The organism is Niastella sp. OAS944 (assembly GCA_024809215.1).
Classification (GTDB): Bacteria; Bacteroidota; Bacteroidia; order Chitinophagales; family Chitinophagaceae; genus Niastella.
The window spans coordinates 402,389-421,535 of sequence record JANUBW010000002.1 but is presented as its reverse complement, the minus strand read 5'-3'; the positions used below and the strand labels follow the sequence as shown (position 1 = coordinate 421,535).

General features: G+C 35.2%; 17 protein-coding genes. 4 read left to right on the top strand and 13 right to left on the bottom strand.

The window, feature by feature from the left end:
• Positions 1-84 precede the first annotated feature (84 nt).
• The 5 genes from GGD38_RS12390 to GGD38_RS12370 form a co-directional block, all read right to left on the bottom strand.
• Positions 85-567, bottom strand: coding sequence for an MBL fold metallo-hydrolase (locus GGD38_RS12390; protein ID WP_375300531.1), 483 nt, complete (start codon positions 565-567; stop codon positions 85-87).
• 108 nt (positions 568-675) lie between these two features.
• Positions 676-1,032, bottom strand: coding sequence for a hypothetical protein (locus tag GGD38_RS12385; RefSeq protein WP_375300532.1), 357 nt, complete (start codon positions 1,030-1,032; stop codon positions 676-678).
• A 51-nt stretch (positions 1,033-1,083) separates the two neighbouring features.
• Complete coding sequence (locus GGD38_RS12380) at positions 1,084-1,389, bottom strand: hypothetical protein (RefSeq protein WP_375300533.1); 306 nt, start codon at positions 1,387-1,389, stop codon at positions 1,084-1,086.
• A gap of 6 nt (positions 1,390-1,395) precedes the next feature.
• A complete protein-coding gene (locus GGD38_RS12375; RefSeq protein ID WP_375300534.1) occupies positions 1,396-2,076 on the bottom strand; it encodes a helix-turn-helix domain-containing protein in 681 nt (226 codons plus the stop codon).
• Positions 2,077-2,458: 382 nt separating this feature from the next.
• Complete coding sequence (locus GGD38_RS12370) at positions 2,459-3,373, bottom strand: NmrA family NAD(P)-binding protein (RefSeq protein ID WP_375300535.1); 915 nt, start codon at positions 3,371-3,373, stop codon at positions 2,459-2,461.
• 304 nt (positions 3,374-3,677) lie between these two features.
• On the opposite strand from GGD38_RS12370, the gene GGD38_RS12365 reads away from it, so the two are divergent.
• Together GGD38_RS12365 and GGD38_RS12360 are read left to right on the top strand one after the other, a co-directional pair.
• Entirely contained in the window at positions 3,678-3,839 is a 162-nt protein-coding gene (locus GGD38_RS12365; protein WP_375300536.1) for a hypothetical protein, read from the top strand.
• Positions 3,840-4,217: 378 nt separating this feature from the next.
• On the top strand, positions 4,218-4,940 hold the full coding sequence (locus GGD38_RS12360; protein WP_375300537.1) for a DUF1963 domain-containing protein: 723 nt from the start codon (positions 4,218-4,220) through the stop codon (positions 4,938-4,940).
• A gap of 457 nt (positions 4,941-5,397) precedes the next feature.
• On the opposite strand, the gene GGD38_RS12355 is transcribed toward GGD38_RS12360, so the two are convergent.
• From GGD38_RS12355 to GGD38_RS12340, 4 genes are all read right to left on the bottom strand, one after another.
• Positions 5,398-9,768 (bottom strand): hypothetical protein, encoded by a 4,371-nt coding sequence (locus GGD38_RS12355; protein WP_375300538.1) that lies wholly within the window; start codon positions 9,766-9,768, stop codon positions 5,398-5,400.
• A 92-nt stretch (positions 9,769-9,860) separates the two neighbouring features.
• Positions 9,861-10,553, bottom strand: coding sequence for a hypothetical protein (locus GGD38_RS12350; RefSeq protein WP_375300539.1), 693 nt, complete (start codon positions 10,551-10,553; stop codon positions 9,861-9,863).
• Between the two features lie 65 nt (positions 10,554-10,618).
• On the bottom strand, positions 10,619-13,480 hold the full coding sequence (locus GGD38_RS12345; protein ID WP_375300540.1) for a DUF3427 domain-containing protein: 2,862 nt from the start codon (positions 13,478-13,480) through the stop codon (positions 10,619-10,621).
• A 9-nt stretch (positions 13,481-13,489) separates the two neighbouring features.
• Positions 13,490-13,882 (bottom strand): (deoxy)nucleoside triphosphate pyrophosphohydrolase, encoded by a 393-nt coding sequence (locus GGD38_RS12340; protein ID WP_375300541.1) that lies wholly within the window; start codon positions 13,880-13,882, stop codon positions 13,490-13,492.
• Positions 13,883-14,210: 328 nt separating this feature from the next.
• Here GGD38_RS12340 and GGD38_RS12335 point away from each other — a divergent pair, with 328 nt between their 5' ends.
• Both GGD38_RS12335 and GGD38_RS12330 read left to right on the top strand, forming a co-directional pair.
• The gene (locus GGD38_RS12335; RefSeq protein ID WP_375300542.1) at positions 14,211-15,419 is read left to right on the top strand and encodes an ImmA/IrrE family metallo-endopeptidase; all 1,209 of its coding nucleotides are present in this window, start codon (positions 14,211-14,213) and stop codon (positions 15,417-15,419) included.
• A 5-nt stretch (positions 15,420-15,424) separates the two neighbouring features.
• Positions 15,425-16,066, top strand: coding sequence for a P63C domain-containing protein (locus GGD38_RS12330; RefSeq protein ID WP_375300543.1), 642 nt, complete (start codon positions 15,425-15,427; stop codon positions 16,064-16,066).
• A 486-nt stretch (positions 16,067-16,552) separates the two neighbouring features.
• Here the strand turns inward: GGD38_RS12330 and GGD38_RS12325 are convergent, their stop codons facing one another.
• From GGD38_RS12325 to GGD38_RS12310, 4 genes are all read right to left on the bottom strand, one after another.
• Positions 16,553-17,176 (bottom strand): hypothetical protein, encoded by a 624-nt coding sequence (locus tag GGD38_RS12325; protein ID WP_375300544.1) that lies wholly within the window; start codon positions 17,174-17,176, stop codon positions 16,553-16,555.
• A gap of 165 nt (positions 17,177-17,341) precedes the next feature.
• A complete protein-coding gene (locus GGD38_RS12320; RefSeq protein WP_375300545.1) occupies positions 17,342-17,809 on the bottom strand; it encodes a hypothetical protein in 468 nt (155 codons plus the stop codon).
• A 26-nt stretch (positions 17,810-17,835) separates the two neighbouring features.
• Complete coding sequence (locus GGD38_RS12315; protein WP_375300546.1) at positions 17,836-18,231, bottom strand: response regulator transcription factor; 396 nt, start codon at positions 18,229-18,231, stop codon at positions 17,836-17,838.
• Positions 18,232-18,470: 239 nt separating this feature from the next.
• Positions 18,471-19,052, bottom strand: a complete 582-nt coding sequence (locus tag GGD38_RS12310) for a hypothetical protein (RefSeq protein ID WP_375300547.1) — start codon at positions 19,050-19,052, stop codon at positions 18,471-18,473.
• Between the last annotated feature and the right edge of the window lie 95 nt (positions 19,053-19,147).

Genomic DNA, 19,147 nt, shown 5'->3' with positions numbered 1-19,147 from the left:
CATAGATAATCACAATATTAAAAGCATACAATGCTGCAGAGCAGTTTTTATTACAGGCAATTGTATTAAATTATTTTCCCACCCTTACAGACCCGTTTGAAGCACATTATCTACAGCAGACCGCCATTCCTCTATTGAAACTTCTTTGAATGGAACATTGCCTATCGAGGCACTTGAAATTACTATTGTAGGTTCAAGATCTTTTAGAAGAAGAAGGCTATTCTTAATTTCTGATTTTGAGCCTCCGGCATATCCGTTTACCCGTGATTCCCAAATACCATTGCTCACATAGATTGTGTCTCCTGTGAAAAGATATTTTCTTCCATCAGCAGCATGTACAAGAAAGCATACACTGCCATCAGTATGACCGGGTGTTGGAATAACCTCAATATTGCCGAGTAGGGTTTCCCTTTTGTAGAATAGGTAGTCAACAGTTGCTATACTTTTAACAGAGCTTTCTTCAAGTTTGTGGCAGCAGAGTTTTGAACCGAATACTTCTTTAATTTCTGCTAATGAAGGTCCTACTTCATCTCTATGGCTTAGAAACTGGTAGGCAAGACCTCCCAACGCTTTAATTTGCGGATATTCCTGTTGTAAACCCGTATTATAAAAAAGAATGTTGCCTGTGTCTTGAACAAGCAGATAGGCATGTGTGCTACTTAAGGAAATTTTAAGCTATTTTATCACATACCTATATCCATAACCTTCACAGTAAATAATATTTTTAGCAGAGCGGTCAGCATCCAATAATTTTCCCTCTACCAAAAAGCCGAATTCAAGGAAACTACCATAGGACCGGATAGCACTGATTGATTTATTAAGTTTCCATCGCTTCGCATTTGTATCATATTTCATTTTCCATGCTTCATTATCTTTAGTCCAATTGTTAAAATTGGCAGAGACATACACGTTTTTCAGTGAACCGGAGCCACTGTAAAGAAATTCAATTGTGTCGTTGCTTATTTTATATCCATCCTGAAAAGTAGCAGAAGAAGAAGCAAATAGCGATAATATTAAACTTGGGTGTATCATAATATTTTAATTTGGTAATGAATAAATGATTTTCCCAAACATTGACTTTGACTACTTATTTGAGATTGCTTCCATAAAAGAACTTCCCGTCATTGGGATATGGTCAGGAATAATTTGCGTTTGAATATTTGTGAAATAAGCATCGTAAACCGTTGCTCTTTCGTGTTGCAATGGAGTTGGACAATAGCATAATTCAGTCCAATTGATATCCCCATTTCTATCAATTCTTGCTCTATTCATGGAGTTCACAATTTCCAATCCTTCAGGTTTTTGGTTCCCAATCGTTCCATCCGTTAATTCTTGATAGAATTGTTTTGATTTATTGAAGTTAAATTTTGCTTTTACTTGATATATCATAGGTGATTAATTAAAAGATTGTCTGAATTGAAGGGGCGAAAGGGTTGTTTTAGCTTTAAACAATTTGCTGAAAGATTGCGAATGCTCGAAACCCAATTCATAAGCAATTTCAGCTACCGTTAAGTTTGTTGTTGACAGTTTTTCCTTTGCTTTTTCAATTAGCTTGTCATGAATATGCTGTTGGGTATTTTTCCCGTTAATCACCCTTAACAGGTTGGTTAAATAAGTACTGGAAACGTTTAGTTTTTCAGCTACTAATTGAACGGTAGGCAATCCTGTTTTCAATATTTCATCACTATTAAAGTAGTCATCCAAAAATTCTTCCAGGCGGTTTAAGATTTGATGATTACTTATTTTTCTTGTTATAAACTGTCTTTGATAAAACCGTTCTGCATAATTTAGCAACGTTTCAATATTGGAAATGATAATGTTCTGACTGAATTTGTCAATATTAGAGTGATATTCCCGTTTAATATTCTGTACAACATTGTTGATTATACTTTCTTCTTTGTCAGAAAGAAACAGTGCTTCATTTACGGAGTAATCAAAATAATCGTAACGCTTAATTGATTTTGCAAGTGCTGTATTCCAAAGAAAATCAGGATGGATTAGCAACATCCATCCTGAATGTTCTGACGCTGTATCAATAGTAACAGTGAGCACCTGACCTGGTGCAATAAAAAACATAACGCCTTCGTCAAAGTCATATTCCTATTGCCCATACTTGAACTTTGTATTTAATGCTCTTTTTATGGAAACGGAATAGAAATTCATTGACCAGCTTATGTTTTCATTTTCCGGGGTAATTTTAATTAAGCTATAATCCACCAAACTTATTAAGGGATGTTCCGGCTTAGGTAAATCAAAAAGTTGATGGAATTGACTTATCGTTTTTACTTTAATGATTTTATTATTTGACATCTACTTTTATATTTCAGACAGCTATAAAATTATCAATTATAAAATCATTGATTTTCTTTCCCGAATTTTTTAGGCCTGTTTTTTTGATAATCAGCAAACATATGGCTCCTTAGATTTTTATTGTTTTTTAATCAACATAAGAGAAAAGTTATTTAAGGGCATTATACGCAGCTGCAAAATTTTCTTGTATAAAATCTTTTAGTTTCCTTTTCCCTAATGCCGCTGCAGGTTTGTTTTTATGATAATCCTCAAACATTTTTCCATTACGTCTCCATGCAGTCATTTCTACATAAAGTTTAGCTGATGCAGGTTTCATTCCTATTGAAATCATGCTTTCTAAAAGCTGTTCATCAGAAATTACTACCCAGTTTATTTTAGGCTTACCCACAGCCTCGGCTAACAGTTGAGCAACTTCAATACCAGTCAATTCTTCACTGGCTACATAAAGGATTTCTCTCTTTTCAAATGGCTTTTCCATTTCCTCTGCAATAACATTTGCGATATCCAATGTAGAAACCCAGGGTTCAGGTTCTATTCCTTCGTAATTAGCAAATATTGAATCCTGTGCTTTAATTGTTTGTATGTAATAAAATACATTTTGAAAAAAGCTGGCAGCACGAATAAACTTGATAATTACATCTTCTGGAAGCTGTCGTAAGATCTTTTCAACATTATGATGAATAACTAGTATCCCATTGTCTTTGTCTGTGTGTGCCCCATTACTGCTAAGGTGTACTATTCGTTTCACTCCCGATTGCTCAATAGCTTTCTTGAATTTAATACCAATGTCAGTTTTGGACGCCACAAAATCAAGATTGTGGTCAAAAAAATCACCAACATCACCCGGTTCCATTAAATATACTACATCAGCACCGGTAAATGTTTCGGTAAGAAAATCAACATCTTGTAAAGTTCCGATAGCAGCTTTAGCTCCCAAAGCTTCAATGTCTTTTTGTTTGTCTTTTTTACTGCTAATTACAGTTACCGAATGACCTTTTTGCACCAACTCCTGTGTTAATGGCTTACTTATGTTCCCTAAAGAACCTGTTACAACTATTTTCATTTTTTATTTGTTTTGTCGATGTAAAATTGATTCAAATAAAAAAAGAGGTTGTAGCCAAATTTGCTTTTGTTGTAGCCAAAACCAAGGCTTGATGTAAGACTCGCGTTGGACGGCTTGGCATTGTGGCGGTATTTGAAAAGCGTCAGCCAACAACTGTCGATTGCAATGGAAACCCTATGGCACGTTGTTTAGCGACATGGAGATGCTCGAAAAATATATTGGTGAATGAAGTGCAGATGATTTCGAATTTAGAAAAAAGATTCGTGACATTTCAGTATCATCACTAGCTAAAAATAATTCAGTCTTGATACGAACTGCTATTCAAGTGCTTATTGTTGTTGGTGATGAAAAGGACATGCAAGTAGTTCAACACTTTGTTGACAATGAAGATTTAGATATTAAAAATGGCGCTAAGTGTGCTTTATTTGAACATGGAATCAAACTAACAAAACCTAAATACGAATAGAATAAATTGCGCCCACTGGGTTTGGTTCTACACTTTGACGAATATGCTCTGGTATAAATATCGCCATAACCCCCCGCAACTGGAGGTAACGAACCGCTCTACCCGGAACCAGGAGATAGGGGATTTGGAACTTGTTTTTAAACTTAAACCGTTAATAAATAGATCAGCACGCAAATAACAAATCTATCTGAGGCAAGTCTGTATCACTCCTGTTTTACATTTCACTGCCCTTTGCTAACGACAATACCAGCCTAACCTACAATTCGGGGCAATAGGGTAGAAATGAAATTTTATTAATACATTTGATTTCGGTTACGTGCCAACGAATTAGGCCGTCTCCGTTGCCTCCCGTAATCCAACACCTAAAGATGAAAGAGAATGAATAATTTGAATAACAAATTTGACATTATTAGTTTTACTGCGGACAATAAACAATACTATCCTGCTTCAATGAAAAAAGAAAGCTGGATGCCAGACTCATACGTTAAACATACTGATATAGAGATACCTTTAGGACATTCCCGATATGGTGGACCGGTCATAGACCTTCCCAACGGCATTGAGCATCCTGAAGGCTTGCGATTCGCAGGACAACTTGACCTGGCTAGGTTGTCACCATTTGACAAAACCGAGCTTCTTCCTAAAACCGGCCAACTCATTTTCTTTGCCGACATTTTGAATGACACCGGAAAAGTGATTTATGCTGATGTAACAAACAACAGTTTGGTTAGAGTAATTAGAGAGCATGAAGACAATTTCTTTTTAGGCGTTTTGATTGACAATATTTTTTCGGATGAAGAAACTTTTTCTGACCGTTTTCGAGAAGTTGAAGACGAATATGAAGCAGAAGATGCAAATTCAGAAGGAAAACTTTGGGACGCCTTTGCTGGCAGCGACAAGTCAAAAATTTTTGGCATTTATACACATTGCCAATATGGACAAGAACAAATAGAACAAATTACTTTCTCTGACAAGCTTTTGCTTTTGCAGGTTGGTGAAAACGGATTTAATGACGAAGGTGTATTTAGTGTACTAATAAGCCGGGAAGACTTAGCAAATAGAAACTTCAACAATTGTGAATTTGCCTGGGGCCAATCATAGAAAAGGGAAAAAAAATCGCAAAGACGGGTTTGGTGCTTTTAATTTAGGAATCGAACCGTATAAATTATTCCGGATCAGGGATTTGAATTGTTGATAGTGATATAAGGAATTTAATGCAAACTAAAAAGGCCTCAAGTCCAACGACTTAAAGCCTTTTCTTTTTTGGTGCCCAGGACTGGATTCTCTAGTCACTGGTTTTCAATATTTTACAACCTCCGTGTGTCAAATTTGTGTCGCCGATCCTTAAAGAGCGCAAATGCGTGCCAGTTAGGCGTGCTTTTTCACGCTTTTACCTGTCGGGGCAAATATAAAAGATTAATCAATAACATTTTTTTGGCCTTCCAGTTTGATGCCCCACATTGTGAATTATCTAGCATCGAAATGGAGGATTTAAGCTGGATGCATGTTAATATCATTATATTTAAAGGAAGTGTTGAGTCTACTGGAAACGTTAAGATTATTTACCTTTAGTTTTCGGGGCCGTAAATTGTATTCGCTTAGTTAAGTCAATACCGATAACTTTGACTTCTTCTATGTTTGGATATTTTATAGATATTTTCTGCCAATGTTGCTGAAGAGCCTCAATTAATTCCGAGAATCCAGCTTTACGATTTCCTCCAATAATCTCCCATGAAACTTTTTCTCCTCTGTACACAAGTAAAAAGATTCCATATGGAGAACGTTTGTCACGTAAATAATCACCGCATAATTGATTTTCTAATCTTTCCTGCAATTTAGCACCGCTCCAATTATTATCTGCAAGTTTTAATTCTATTGGAATGGCGCAATCAAAACCGGATCCCAAAAAGCGAATATCAGATCTTTTTGAATCAGAAAACTCTTCTTCTTGAGGAACTGAATATTTTCCTTGAGATCGATCGCGACACCATCCACCAACATAATTCCTGATTTTTGTCTCTTCGGTAACATCAAGTAAAATTGGTGCGATACTGGTATCGCCATCTTCAAGATCATGCTTCAAATCTAAAAGGCGTTGCACTGCTAGATCAAAAAGTTCACGGGGATTAACTGGCGTGCTTTCTAAGGATTTGGTAAACTCATTAAATTTATCGATTGACCAAGGTGAGATATCTGCATCTAACTCAGCGCGCTCTTTTGCTACATTCATCATCCAAACCCTATGCCCCATAACTGGGTGGGACTTCGAAAGTTCTACCATAGCTAAATAAGATTCTTTACCAGGTATCTCTCTTAACATCGCAAACAATCTGCTTCGGGCCTCCTGTGCATCATCGCGTAAAGTCGGAGAATAAGCTCCTTTTCCAAATCTATCTAAATCTTCTGTAACCTTTATATATTGGTGCATTAGAAGATAAAGGCTCTTTAGATAACTTGCGGTTTTATAATTTTCTTTTGTTCGTGTTTCCGATTTTCTATCTCCAACCAAATTAACAAGTACCTGCATCGCAAGATTTTTTGCGCTTTCTTGATCGACATTGTCGATATTTGCCAAATGAGTAGCAAAAGTCTTAATAGAGTTTTCAGGATCAATCCCTATCCATGTAGCATACCAATAAGATAAATTCTCCATTGAAGTTAGAGTGTTACATTTTCTAGCTGCTAGCTCGCACAGTTCATTTTCAGAAACAGTTGAACTTCCTTGTATTATTTTCAGTGCATGTCCTAATTTTTCACCACTGAGACATTCGTTTTCCATTTTTTTAAAAAGACTAGGGGCCAGGTCATTCCACATCCATTCACAATTCCAGCTAACCTTACTTATTATATAATAACTTGGCTCTTCCTTTTTATCATTGCTTAATTCCCAATCAATTTCTTTTAAGAGAAGTTGAATTACAATTCTTGGAAACTTATTATATAAATTTGAAAACCAGTGAGGGAAATCATTTAGCTCTTCTAATGCATAGCGACATGCTAATTCAGCTTCTTTATCGTTTAAATTGCTCGGCCAGCCTTTCGTTTCCAATGATTCGACTTCCAAACCTGATAACCCAAATAATACAGCAAATGGGATTTTGTTTTTTTCGACTTTTTCAGAACGAAGATATGGAGTATAATTTCGCCAGAAAGCTAGTAAGCCGTCGTGAAATGCGGTGGCTACTTCCACTCCATATTCTTTGATTAGAGATTGCCAATTACCATTAGTCCACTTTGATGAATTTTCATTATAGTCCCTCATTCGTTCATATACGTAACGCTGAGAATTAGACACAAGGCCTTTTTCCAAACCATTATTTCGTAGTTCCTGATAATTTGCACGAAGCCATTCTGTAGATTTTATGTGATCTTCTTCTTGTCTTCTTCTAAGCTTGTTATCACGTCGATCCCATTGAGCTTGCTGCTGTCTCAATCTTTTCATTGCAGGAGATTGTGCAGGAGGATGAAGAAGCTCTTTAAGTCTTTTTTCTAATGCCTCATTATTTAATGTAGCTTTTTTTAATTTAGCTAGGTATTTCTTCGGTCTGTCATTTTCTTTATAAAGCTGAAATGCTAACGATAATGCAACGAGTTTGTCATCTAAAAAATCGCGTATCGTTATGTCATTTATAATTGTATTAATGTCTTTTATGCTAAATTTCCAATAGCTGCCACGAATAAAAATTTGCCAGTAGTTAATTAATGGCTCTTCGTTTTTTTGATATAAGACTTTTCTAGTTTCTTCGATACTTTTCCAGAATAGCCTGTGATTTAATTCATTCCATTCTGTAATCAAGATAGAAATATCTTGGTTAATAAAACTATTTTCAAAATCTCTATAATCTTGAAAAGCGGGAAAGAGAGTAAAAATAAAAAGACTTTCTTCGCTTAATGAAAATGGATGTCGATTAATAATTAGCTTTTCGACAGCTTTTAAACCGATTGGCATTAACCAACCAAACTTCTCAGAAATTTCGCAGTATCTTCTTTCAATAAAAGGTTTTTGTTGTAATAATTTATCTATACCTTTTATTAATGTAGGAATTACCTCTAATTCTGAACGCTCTACAAAGTTTAAAAGGGTCTGACTAAGGCCATCATGCTCATGCCTTTTCTTATCTTGAGTATTTTCTATTGCTTCAAATATCCATGTTACCATTTCTTCGGTAGAATCTATTAAAGCGATTATCTCGGCCAATACTCTTCGATCGTGTTTGCTTTTTTCAGAACCAAAAGATTTTAAAATATCAGAAAAATCTTCATTTGCGCCAATTTCTTTTGTAGCCCTAATTGCTGCAGTTCTATTATATTTTTCCGTTAGGGGATTTAATGCAAGCGATTTTGATTCGGGAAGCGCTTCTTTTATGCGTCCCTGCCAGATCATGCGTAACAAATATGAAAGTACGTTATTGTTGGTTTTAAATCGGCACATTAGCTTTTTGATTTCATCACTAAGCTCTTCGGACGCAAAGCGTTGAACTGCTGAATGGTCTCCAATCTCCTTACTAGAAGTGCCTAAAGAAATTTTCTCGCAAATTGTTTGAAGTATATCTTTTCTTGTTTCAAGAGGAAGTTTACTAGGATCTCCGCCTTCTAGAATTATTTCTGGCTCAATATTATAAACTTTTTGCATGATCTTGTCATCAAACAAGACCAACCAAGACAATACTGGTTTCATTGATGGTATTACTACCTGCATCCCATATTGATTTCTAAAAAGTAAATCCTCGATTTTCTGACGAGATCCTGCTTTTTTAAGTAATTCAAACAGCCATTCGGCGGTAAGATATTCTCTTACCGATCTATGATGGAAACGAACAGACCCATATATTGCCTCATCAAATATTGGACGACTTAACAAGATTTGACATTCTTTATCATTCCAGCCTGATAATATGGATTTCGCATCAATCCCCTTTGAGTTATTTGCGCCATCAGGAACTCTTATTGTAGATTTGTGAAGCAATGTACATGCCGCAGCAAGTAACAATACTCCTTCTCGAGCTTTTTCTAAAGAAAGTGGATTAGACTCTGCTCTATCCTCGTCTCTTTCTTTAATCCTTCTCGCAACACTATGCTTCATTAACTCTAAACGCGTTCCGATCCTTTTTTGATCTGTCCAAAATTCTATAATCTCCTCCAAGTCTTGCGGCCGAGTAGTAAACGCCCATGCATCTTGCCTTTCAATTTCTTCTAAAAATTTGATATCGTCTATAATATTTTTAGCTCTTGCGAAACGGCAAATTTGATCACGCGATAAGTCAGTTAAAGAATATATTTTAAATCCTGGGATATTGTCAGTTTCTACTTCTTTATGCTTTTTTGTAATGCTTTGCCGTTTTACTGAAGACTTTAGCATACCGTCATTACTATCTGATACTTCCTGTTCATTTAGTTGTAAAAATGGAAATCGAAGATTGCACGTCGATAAATCGGTATTAGGTCTCCATGCAGTTACTCTTGAGGTTATGAGAATATGTGCACGTTGTAAAGCAGGAGAAATTTGAGAAGAAAGTTTTTTGATTGCACTCTCAAAATCTTTAATGTTTTTTAGCCGTGCTTCATCAACTGAATCAAGAAAAATCCAGCCCTCCTCATTTGAGTGGAGCCAATTTTTAAATTCCTGAAATGAACCTTCTTCAAATGCTGTATCAAAATCGGCGGTGATGTGTTCAAGGCGTAAGAAAAAGGCAAATTTACTGTCAGCTATTAATTTCTGCGTTATGTGACGGATTTCCTGGGTTTTTCCAGCACCGGCTTCGGCTAACAGAATGACCCTGTATTCTTTTAGTAAACCATCCCAAGCTATCGTATTTCCTATACGGAAATCGAGGCGTTCCTTTATATCAATATCGTCAGTTTTAGCACCTTGACCATAATCAGACGGTAGTTGATAGAATGTTCTATTAAGTTCTATGTAGTTTTGCAATGGCTTTTAATATTAATTTAAACTACTATTACTATTTTGGATGCCAATTAAATAAATTTTAGTGTATACACCTTGAACGTTCGTCAGTCTTTCTACAGGTCGTTATAATAGTCATTGCTTTGTTTTTCATCTAGAAAACGTATGGCTTCATCATGAACACCTTCAAAATAGTTCGTCATTTTAATTATAATTTCCTTTAGATTGCTTAAGTCAATAGTAAATGAAGGCGTAGAATATTTAACTGGGTCGTTTATTTTTTTTGCTCCAACGAAGGGATATCTAAATCCAAAAGAGCTTTTGTCTAAATTTTCTATTTCAGTAATAACCGATTCAACAGCTTTGTTTGTATTTAAGTACTCCTGCCTGCTATTCCCTTCGTAGTATTCAATGTTTTTTTCCAAAAATGGCTTCAGTTCATTCCAAAGATTAAGCAAAGAATGAGTACTTACGTACCCAACTTCATCAGAATATGAATTATTATTCAAAATATTATAATAACGAATAGTACTTTTAAGAATAGCTTCGAGATAATGCCTAAAAAGAAATAGAATTGGATAAATTTTACTGTCAATCTTCAGCCAATCTATATCTTTATCGTTCATTAAATTTGTTAACAAATCTTTTGTTGATTCTCTATACCCCTCAATTATTAAAAATTCTGAATGATGATTATTTAATCCCCTTGTTCTATTAATTGATGCATAATCATAATCAAGGCCGTCCTTTTCTACAAATAGCTTATTTCCAATTTCAGGCAAACCTAATTCTAGTTCTTCTCGTGACATTTTTTAATTTTTGATTAACTAATGGCTATAGCAAACATTTTTATACGGCGTATATATACATTTATCTAAAACGGATTGACTAAATACTCATAAATAGCTCCCTCAACAGGGTGGTTCATCGAAAATATAACCTGAACAATGGGTACTGATTGTCCTTTGTCATCAAGTATTGTGCTTTGGGAAAAATTCATTGGAGTTACTTCGCCCATATAATAAAAATCTGATCCCTCGTCGTTGCCCTTTTTAACAAAGAGAGACAGTCGTAAGCCATCTTTGTAATTTTGAATTTGGATGATTTCTTTACTTTCTAATGTCCTACGAGACCTAGACATCCATCGGAATTCATAGTTATTTATAAAGCCATCTTCATATTTGGTGGTACTTACTATATCTTCTTCCTTGTGGTAGTTTACGAAAATGGGACAGGCGTCATTCTTGATTTTATAGCCATACATTGTTGTATGCTCATCCTTCTCGTAATTTAAAATTCTACAAACGTCTTTTCTCGAATATTTATGATATAGGATAAACCCATCAATGTATTTCTTTTTATCAAAATGCTGATCGTATTGGATCTGCGCATAATCTAAGGCATCGTTAAGGAATCGACTAAAACAGTCATTCTTTAACAGCGCTAAAATCTGATCGTGAAAGCGGAATATGTCATTCTCTACATAAACAACTTTCTGGGGTGTGTTAACAAATTCGAAATTGATATTAGTAATACAGGAAGCTATTGTGGCGTCACTAACCTGAACGCCGTATTTATTAAAGAATATTTCTTTGAATGTAGATGTTCTTACTGACCCATTGGTGATGATTTCTTTTAAAAGAATAACTTCTTCAATTCGCTTTGCGTCAGCAATATTTAAAGAAATAAGTTCTATCAATTTTATTTCCAATAATGATAACTTGCCTAATAAGCTATTCTCCTGTTCCGAAATAAAATTGAAGTAAGACTTGGAATAGTCTACATACTGAAACGGATCGCGTGATCCATGTTCGATAAAATCTACCATCATCGGTATCTTACCAATTTTATATTTCAATAAATGATAGTCTTTGATAAGATCTCTTCTTAAGCTTAAATTGGCCGTATCTATAGCTTTAAAAATTCTTTCGCGAGCTATTTTATCAAAATTAACTGTTGAGGCGCCTGGAATTAAACTGCTGCCTCCTTTCATTAATTTCCGAAGGGTATCTTTATTGTACGTAGTGTCACCAAACAAGGCGATTGGAACCATATAGTTATTGCTATAATTTCCAATAAAATCAATGACGGTTAAATAAGCCTTGTCATCTGCTTTACGTAATCCTCTCCCTAATTGCTGTACGAAAATGATGGCTGATACAGTAGGGCGGAGGAGGATTATTTGATTTACTTTAGGAATATCAATGCCTTCATTAAAGATATCTACAGTAAATATATAATCTAATTTTTCACTTTCATTATTACTTTCTAGACGTGTAATAGCCGCTGCTCTTTTTTCTTCGCTGTCTTCTCCGCTTAATGCAACGGTTCTGTAGCCCTTTTTATTGAATGCTTCGGATAATGCTTTGCTTTCTTTAATGGAGCTGCAGAATATTAACCCTCTAACGCATCCATTATCGCAGCCATAAAGGATCGCTTTTTCAATAACTTTATTCACGCGCTCATCAGATACCAATAAGTCGAAAGCCACATCCTCTTTTAATGATCTTTCCTCAACTATAACATCGGTAATGCCATAGTAATGAAAAGAACACAACATATCTTCCTCTAGCGCTCTTTGTAATCGAATTTCATAGGCAATGTCGTGATTGAATTGCTTAAATATGTCAAAGCCATCGGTTCTCTCAGGAGTAGCCGTCATACCCAATAAAAACTTAGGCTTGAAATAATTTAAAATTTTCTGATACGATTCTGCACCTGAGCGATGCGTTTCATCAATGATTATATAATCAAAAGCGTCTTTATTAAACTCAAGTAAGTTGGTTTCTTTAGATATTGTTTGAACCGTGCAGAACAGGAAATCGGCAGTTGTTTCTTTTCTTTCTCCAGAAAACATGCCCATTGTTTTCGTGTTACCGAATATTCGTATAAAGCTTTCCATAGCAGCTTCTGCGATGTTCGCTCTATGCACAATGAACAAGCATCTTTTAGCGCAAGTCTCCTTAACATCAAATGCCGACAAATATGTTTTTCCTGTTGCTGTAGCCGAGATAAGTAATGCTTTTTCTTTATTTTGCGCTCTCAGCAGTTTTAAATTGGCTAAGGCTTCTGTCTGCATCTTATTGGGCTTTATACCCAACAATTGCATGGTCTCGTGTGCAACAGTATGATTGTTCCTGCGGGTCTTTTGTTCTTTATATTTGATTTCATAATCTTGAATAAATTTGGCGTTAACTAATTGCGCATTCTTAAATTCTCTATTAAATTCAACCAGTGCATTGTGTATAATGTCACTATTTTCAGTAGCGGAAATTTTTATATTCAATTCTTTGTTTACACTCAAAGCTTTATCGGTAAGGTTGCTGCTGCCAATTATAAGACTATAGCCGTCTTTCTTTTTGAAAAGATACCCCTTGGCATGAAAATCACCTATTACGGCCATCTTCAATTGAATATTGGTAAGTTGCAAAAGCGTTTTTAATGCTTCTGGTTCGGTAAAGTATTGATATTGGGAAGCTAATATTTTGCCCGTAATTCCTCGTGCTTCAAGCTCTTTAAGCGTATTTATGATGGTTGCCACGCCTCCTTTGGTTACAAAGGCGACAGAAAACCAAAATTCTTGGCACTCACTTAATTCTTTAAGTATGGTTGTTAAAACCTTTTTTCCATCGGCATTAACAAGCAATTGTGGTAGATGCTCCTTTTTACAAGGGATATGTTGATCCAGAAAGCCCGTTTTAATACTTTCTGCTAAATCATTATAAAATAAATTCATTCAAGGCAGTTAGGCTGTCATTAATTTATCAACGATAGGAATGTCCGCAGCCGCCCAATCAAGTGATTTTAATTCGGTTTTATTAAGCCATTGAAAGGCGACATGTTCTTTGAGGTTGAATTCAGTTGTAGCAGAATTACATAAGAAGCTATGCATTGTCAATTTAAAATCCGGGTATTCATGCTCAACAGTTAAATATTGCTTCTCCAGTGAAATATCTAAATCAAGCTCTTCTTTAATTTCTCTTACCAAGGCAGCTTCATTAGACTCGCCAGGTTCAACCTTGCCACCTGGAAATTCATATTTATAAGATAGGTAAGCATGTTTACTGGAATTCCGTTGCATACATAGGAACCTATCTTCATGTTTAATTATCGCTGCTACTACGGTGTAGTGTTTCATAATACCTTGCTACTTTTTTCTAAAAGTAAAAATAAGAGAAGTGACATAGTATAATAATTATTCACAAGATAATCCCATTTTAGGTTTGATATTCAGCGCTTTAAAGCACTTGACCTTAATGGTAATTGGCGAGAAATTAGAAAAATGGAAAACTCCTTACAAGTCAAGAAGTAGGTTTATATTGATAATCAAAGCATTACGATTTAGGATTATAAGGACGCTCAAATTTCCACACGCATTGCAACTTTGCTATTTTTTTGTAATAAATGAGTGATTTTCATAAAATTTTAAATAAATTTACGCATTGCATCTTTGCGATAATATTGTTATGAAGAATGATTTTAATATAGATAACCTAATTCTTGATCTATTTAGTCCAGATACCCTAAAAGACGTATTTGAGAAACGGTTAACAGAGTTAAAAATTTCAACCACTACCGCTTCGGAAATATTGGATATTGACTATCGTGCAATGATTAACATTATACATGGCACTAAAAAAATTGCCGACTTTACGAATCTGATAAAGATTGCCAATTTTCTGCAGTTATCTACTTCTGAAGTAGCAAGACTTTATATCAACACATTGGAAAAGAATTTTCCAGAGCAATCCATAATTTCTCCTGAAGAAATTAAATTTATTAAAGAGAACTTTGATCTAGCTGCTTTAAAAAAAGCTAAATTCATAAAAAGCATAACAGATTTCAATGAGATAAACACAAAACTAACTAAAGCCTTGGGCTTAAGGAGCATTTTAGACTATCAAAAGCCATCAGGTGACGTAGCTTTTTCTGCCGGAAAACGTAAGCCTAAAACTGAAAATAACCGTTCTCAGTGGATTGCTTTCGCAAAGGAAACATTCGAGGAGATTCATAATGAACATGACTATGATAGGAAAGAATTAGTCGAGTATTTCCCTAAGATAAGATGGCATTGTACAAATATTGAATTTGGATTGCCTTCTGTAATAAAAGATTTATTTAAGATGGGAGTAACGGTAATTTATCAAGAGGCCCTTCCTGCCTTACATTTACGTGGTGCAACCTTCGCTGTTTATGATAAACCTTGTGTGGTCCTAACCAATTACAGAGGTTTTTATCCTACTCTATTTTTTGCCTTAATCCATGAGCTGTTTCACGTATTGTTTGATTGGGAAGAGATTAAAGTGAATGGCTATCATTTATCAGATGACGACGAAAATGAATTATCTGTTAAGGCAAAGGAAGATGAAGCTGACAGTTTTGCAAGAGAATATCTCTTTTCAAAAGAGAAAACAAAATTTCTAAAACCTTATTTGAATAATAATCCTGCTTTTGTAGAAAAGTTCACAACAGACAACCATGTACATCCAAGTTTTGCATATGTATTTAATGCCTTTGATCTTGGAAAAACACATAGATGGGCATGGGCACTGGCAAACAGTTTTAATCCAAAAAATGAAATGGAGGTTTTATTGGGAAAGCTAAGAAATCCGTGGGAAAACCTACAACCTGTGAAAGAGCATGCTAGATATTTAAAAAATATATTTAATTATTAAAAACAATGGCAAAGAAAAAAAAGATCCAGCCAATAATAGACACGAATCAGACTGGTAAAGTTGATGACAGGTATTCATTACCGAGTTTACTAATTAAGGGTGCAGAAGAAGAGGTTTTAAAACAGTATTCGGACTATCAATTAGACCGCGCTAATGAAAAATTCCGGCTTTTAAATGGCGATGAAACTTCTTGGAAAGAACTACTTGAAGCCCACTTAAAGTTTAAAAAATTTTTCAACGCAAAACAGAGAGAGTGGCAGTTAACATTTCCTGAAGAGATTTATCGACAGTGGAGGAGGTTAAATGGCTGGGATATGAATTCTAAAAGTCGACCCATGTTATTTGCCGCCTATACTGTTCGGGATATTTACGGAAGCTTACCTAAAGAAATCTATTCAACCCTAGACGGAATAAATGAATATATATGGCCTGGAATAAGGAGATATAAACACTTTCAACTTTTAACTGAAGAATGTCATGATGATGTGAGGAAGATAATCAAAACAGCGATTGACCTGGCTAAATCTTCGAATGACCTATATGAATATCGGGTGAAATTGGCCTCAATTTATGGTACCCCTTTTAGCAAATCGGTATGTCAATTAGATGCTTTTAGGAATAATGACGATATTATTAAAACTATATAAACTTTCTCATTTTATAAGCTGCTTTTGCCAATCATAAGAGCTCCTTTGCTATTCGTCCTTTGGCATCGTTTTGCCGTTTTTAATCCTACCATGTACTGAATACGATTACCCGCTTTAGTTGGAGAGATTTCCTATTTACCCACAAAGAAATATATAAACCATTAAACCACTGGTCCCTTTCAGTAGGCATCTTAGCATACTTATAATGAGGTACCTATTCAAAAGCCCACCGATAGATATCAGTGGGCCACACCTACTAACGCCCTGGTGCGTATAATGGGCTATTTCTGGTTAATAATTATCCAGTGGAAAGAATATTTCTGGTCCAAACCGAGTTTGGCTATTTGTATTTGGTTTATTACGATGCTCTGCTATGGTAATACCTGCGAGACATATTGATACCAAAATGCCTGAAGGTTCGTCCTGGCAGGACATTATAGCTGCTTTTTAATTTGATATAGGGGCTTACTACCCCATAGCATTTGCTTAGGTACTATTTCTCTTTCTTCTTTTTAATGGTGGCATTAGCCGATTCTGTGAAATGGGCTTACCCAACGTCTGACACAACCGAACCATTTCTTGTACACAATCATCCAGATAACTATCGTTATTACCATCATAAGTCACCTTTGTTTCTGCGTACTCCATTGATTTTTCAATGATCTTGGAAATTTCCGAAACACCTATTCCGGCATTCTTTAGAGTAACAGTGAAATGCTCTATATGGTGCATCATACAGGTTGTTTCAATTATACAACGAAGATGCATCATTCTGAGAAACTCAATGGCAAAAAACGTTTCGGCCACTTTCAACTTTCCTTCAAAATTTTTAATGGCGAAAGCTATTGTCATAGCGATACCTGTCATCAATTCATCAAAGTCGTTTATTTTAACGTCAAGCTTCTTTAATACATCGAACGCCTCCTTTAAAATCGCTTCTGTTTCCAGCTTACTGGCATTCTCAAATAACTCCATTTTGTATTTGTCAATAAGCCACACCAAACGCTCTCCTATATATACAACATCCTTTTCATTCTTTAGTGGAATCCTTGCTTCTATTCTTTCACCGATGTAGTTAACAGACGCTTTTACAGATTTCGATTTTACCATATTAATTTTGAATTGAAAGGAAAATAAATGCTGCCCTAGTATAAATTAAAAGACGGTATGATTTTAAATATGCCCACCGATTGAAATCGGTGGGAGTTTTCTACTAAAAAAATGGACCTCATCAGCAAAGATGTGTTATACTTATGGGTTAGTAGAGTGCCTGTATTATTTAAATGGCGGTTCAGTGAGGTTGTATAAAACTCTTATATTGATTATGGAATAAAAAGAATCCCGTTCAAGCTGGTAAAAATCAGAATAGATATAAAAATATAGATTGCCGAGATTTGCCGGGCTGACAAGACGACCATTCGGCATATGTAACCATTCAACAGAGTAATCACCGGTAAAACCTAAATACACATTTTTGCATATTCCCTGGGCAATAAGATCTATATACTTTTTTTTAAAATCATCCAACGGGCATATAATAGCTGGAGGGCCTTGTAAACGAAAAATCAATGTGTCATTGATACGATCGGAAGTGGCATTTATCTCGCCTGAATAGTTTTTAGCCATGCTAGCCAAAAAAGCAGGGATATCTTGATTACTTCTTGTCTCTGACTTGTTATTTTCAATACTCTTATTACACGAGCATAATAATGTTACAATCGTTATATAAATTATAAAATTCATAGGGCAAGATTGATTATTTCGAATTGTTATTGCAAAACAGCTTTCAGTTCCGTAAGAGACACAAGGGTGGCTTTGATTTCACTTACGCCATCTGCTTTAGAAACTACAGCATGAGCGCCGGCAACTTTATCATTTCTCCCTTTGATAATGCTCATAGAAAATACCATGATCTTAATTTGTGGCCATGATTTACTGAGTATTTTAATGGTTTCATATCCATCAAGCTCCGGCATATTAATGTCAAGAATGCATATATCTGGCATGTTTTCATCTGATATCTGATCTAGTAAATTCTTACCATTACATGCTTGTATTATAACCGAATAACCCCAAAGGGTAAGGCAGTTATATAAACATTCACGTATCATAGTGTGATCATCAGCGAATGCTACTTTTATTGTAGCCAAAGGGGATGTTGTCATATAATTAAGGTTTGTGTTAATAGGAATAAGTGATAAGGTTTAGTTTTTATGCTTCACCTGTCTTTTCAGATTTTTATTGTTGTAACTATTTCGACAGTTATAGTGACAGAATTTTTTATCTGGCCGCCCATCAAATTCTTTGTTACAGAATAAGCAATAGCGTTTCATTACGCTTTCGGCGTTCAATTTTGAAACATTACGCATAAGCACACTTTATTTGTGAGTATGGCCGATAGAAGTCAATGAATCATGAATTTTGCCAGGTCAATTCTCACCCCATTGTGTTGGCAGATTGTTACAACGTTTAGTAACCAGTCTGAAATAAACTTAGTTTCATCTAGCGGGTGCGATATTTTTTCGTCAATTCTATCTAGCGCCATTCCTAATACGTCCTCCGGGTCTTCAACATGATGAGTTCTCAACTTTCGATGGAATACATGGTAAAACTTTCTTATTATATCATCAATTTCCATATAACGCGCTTTAAAATTTATTACAAACTGTTGACAAAAAAACTCTTCTGATACAAGGAGCGTTGCGTTTTCCTGCTTCATTGTTTCCAAATACACGCAGGCTACCTGTTCAACTAATTTGTCTACAGTATTAATCTCAAAGCGTCCTTCATGGATAGAAATGGTGTTAAATATTTTATCAATAATTCTCAGACAGAAGCATGGTTCTGCATTATTAAAAAACTCTTCGGTAAAATCACAAGACATCCAGTTGAACTTTGATTTAGCATAAGCTATTCTACTGGAATCATGTAACGGTAATCTTTTGTGTAATCGGGTAAACGAGAATGGAATATCCGGTTTGAGCATACAATCAATTTTAGGGTAAAAATTAATTGAGCGATAACCAGGTGTTTTCAAAGGGATGGATAGCTAACTATAGTTATGATGGCCTACTAGTCAGA

Excerpts from the sequence above, each read along its gene's own strand:
- GGD38_RS12330 (WP_375300543.1), top strand. The coding sequence starts at position 15,425 with ATGGCAAAGAAAAAAAAGATCCAGCCAATAATAGACACGAATCAGACT.
- GGD38_RS12325 (WP_375300544.1), bottom strand. The coding sequence starts at position 17,176 with ATGGTAAAATCGAAATCTGTAAAAGCGTCTGTTAACTACATCGGTGAA.
- GGD38_RS12345 (WP_375300540.1), bottom strand. The coding sequence starts at position 13,480 with ATGAATTTATTTTATAATGATTTAGCAGAAAGTATTAAAACGGGCTTT.
- GGD38_RS12315 (WP_375300546.1), bottom strand. The coding sequence starts at position 18,231 with ATGACAACATCCCCTTTGGCTACAATAAAAGTAGCATTCGCTGATGAT.
- GGD38_RS12375 (WP_375300534.1), bottom strand. The coding sequence starts at position 2,076 with ATGTTTTTTATTGCACCAGGTCAGGTGCTCACTGTTACTATTGATACA.
- GGD38_RS12340 (WP_375300541.1), bottom strand. The coding sequence starts at position 13,882 with ATGAAACACTACACCGTAGTAGCAGCGATAATTAAACATGAAGATAGG.
- GGD38_RS12380 (WP_375300533.1), bottom strand. The coding sequence starts at position 1,389 with ATGATATATCAAGTAAAAGCAAAATTTAACTTCAATAAATCAAAACAA.
- GGD38_RS12370 (WP_375300535.1), bottom strand. The coding sequence starts at position 3,373 with ATGAAAATAGTTGTAACAGGTTCTTTAGGGAACATAAGTAAGCCATTA.
- GGD38_RS12350 (WP_375300539.1), bottom strand. The coding sequence starts at position 10,553 with ATGTCACGAGAAGAACTAGAATTAGGTTTGCCTGAAATTGGAAATAAG.
- GGD38_RS12335 (WP_375300542.1), top strand. The coding sequence starts at position 14,211 with ATGAAGAATGATTTTAATATAGATAACCTAATTCTTGATCTATTTAGT.
- GGD38_RS12385 (WP_375300532.1), bottom strand. The coding sequence starts at position 1,032 with ATGATACACCCAAGTTTAATATTATCGCTATTTGCTTCTTCTTCTGCT.
- GGD38_RS12310 (WP_375300547.1), bottom strand. The coding sequence starts at position 19,052 with ATGCTCAAACCGGATATTCCATTCTCGTTTACCCGATTACACAAAAGA.
- GGD38_RS12320 (WP_375300545.1), bottom strand. The coding sequence starts at position 17,809 with ATGAATTTTATAATTTATATAACGATTGTAACATTATTATGCTCGTGT.
- GGD38_RS12360 (WP_375300537.1), top strand. The coding sequence starts at position 4,218 with ATGAATAATTTGAATAACAAATTTGACATTATTAGTTTTACTGCGGAC.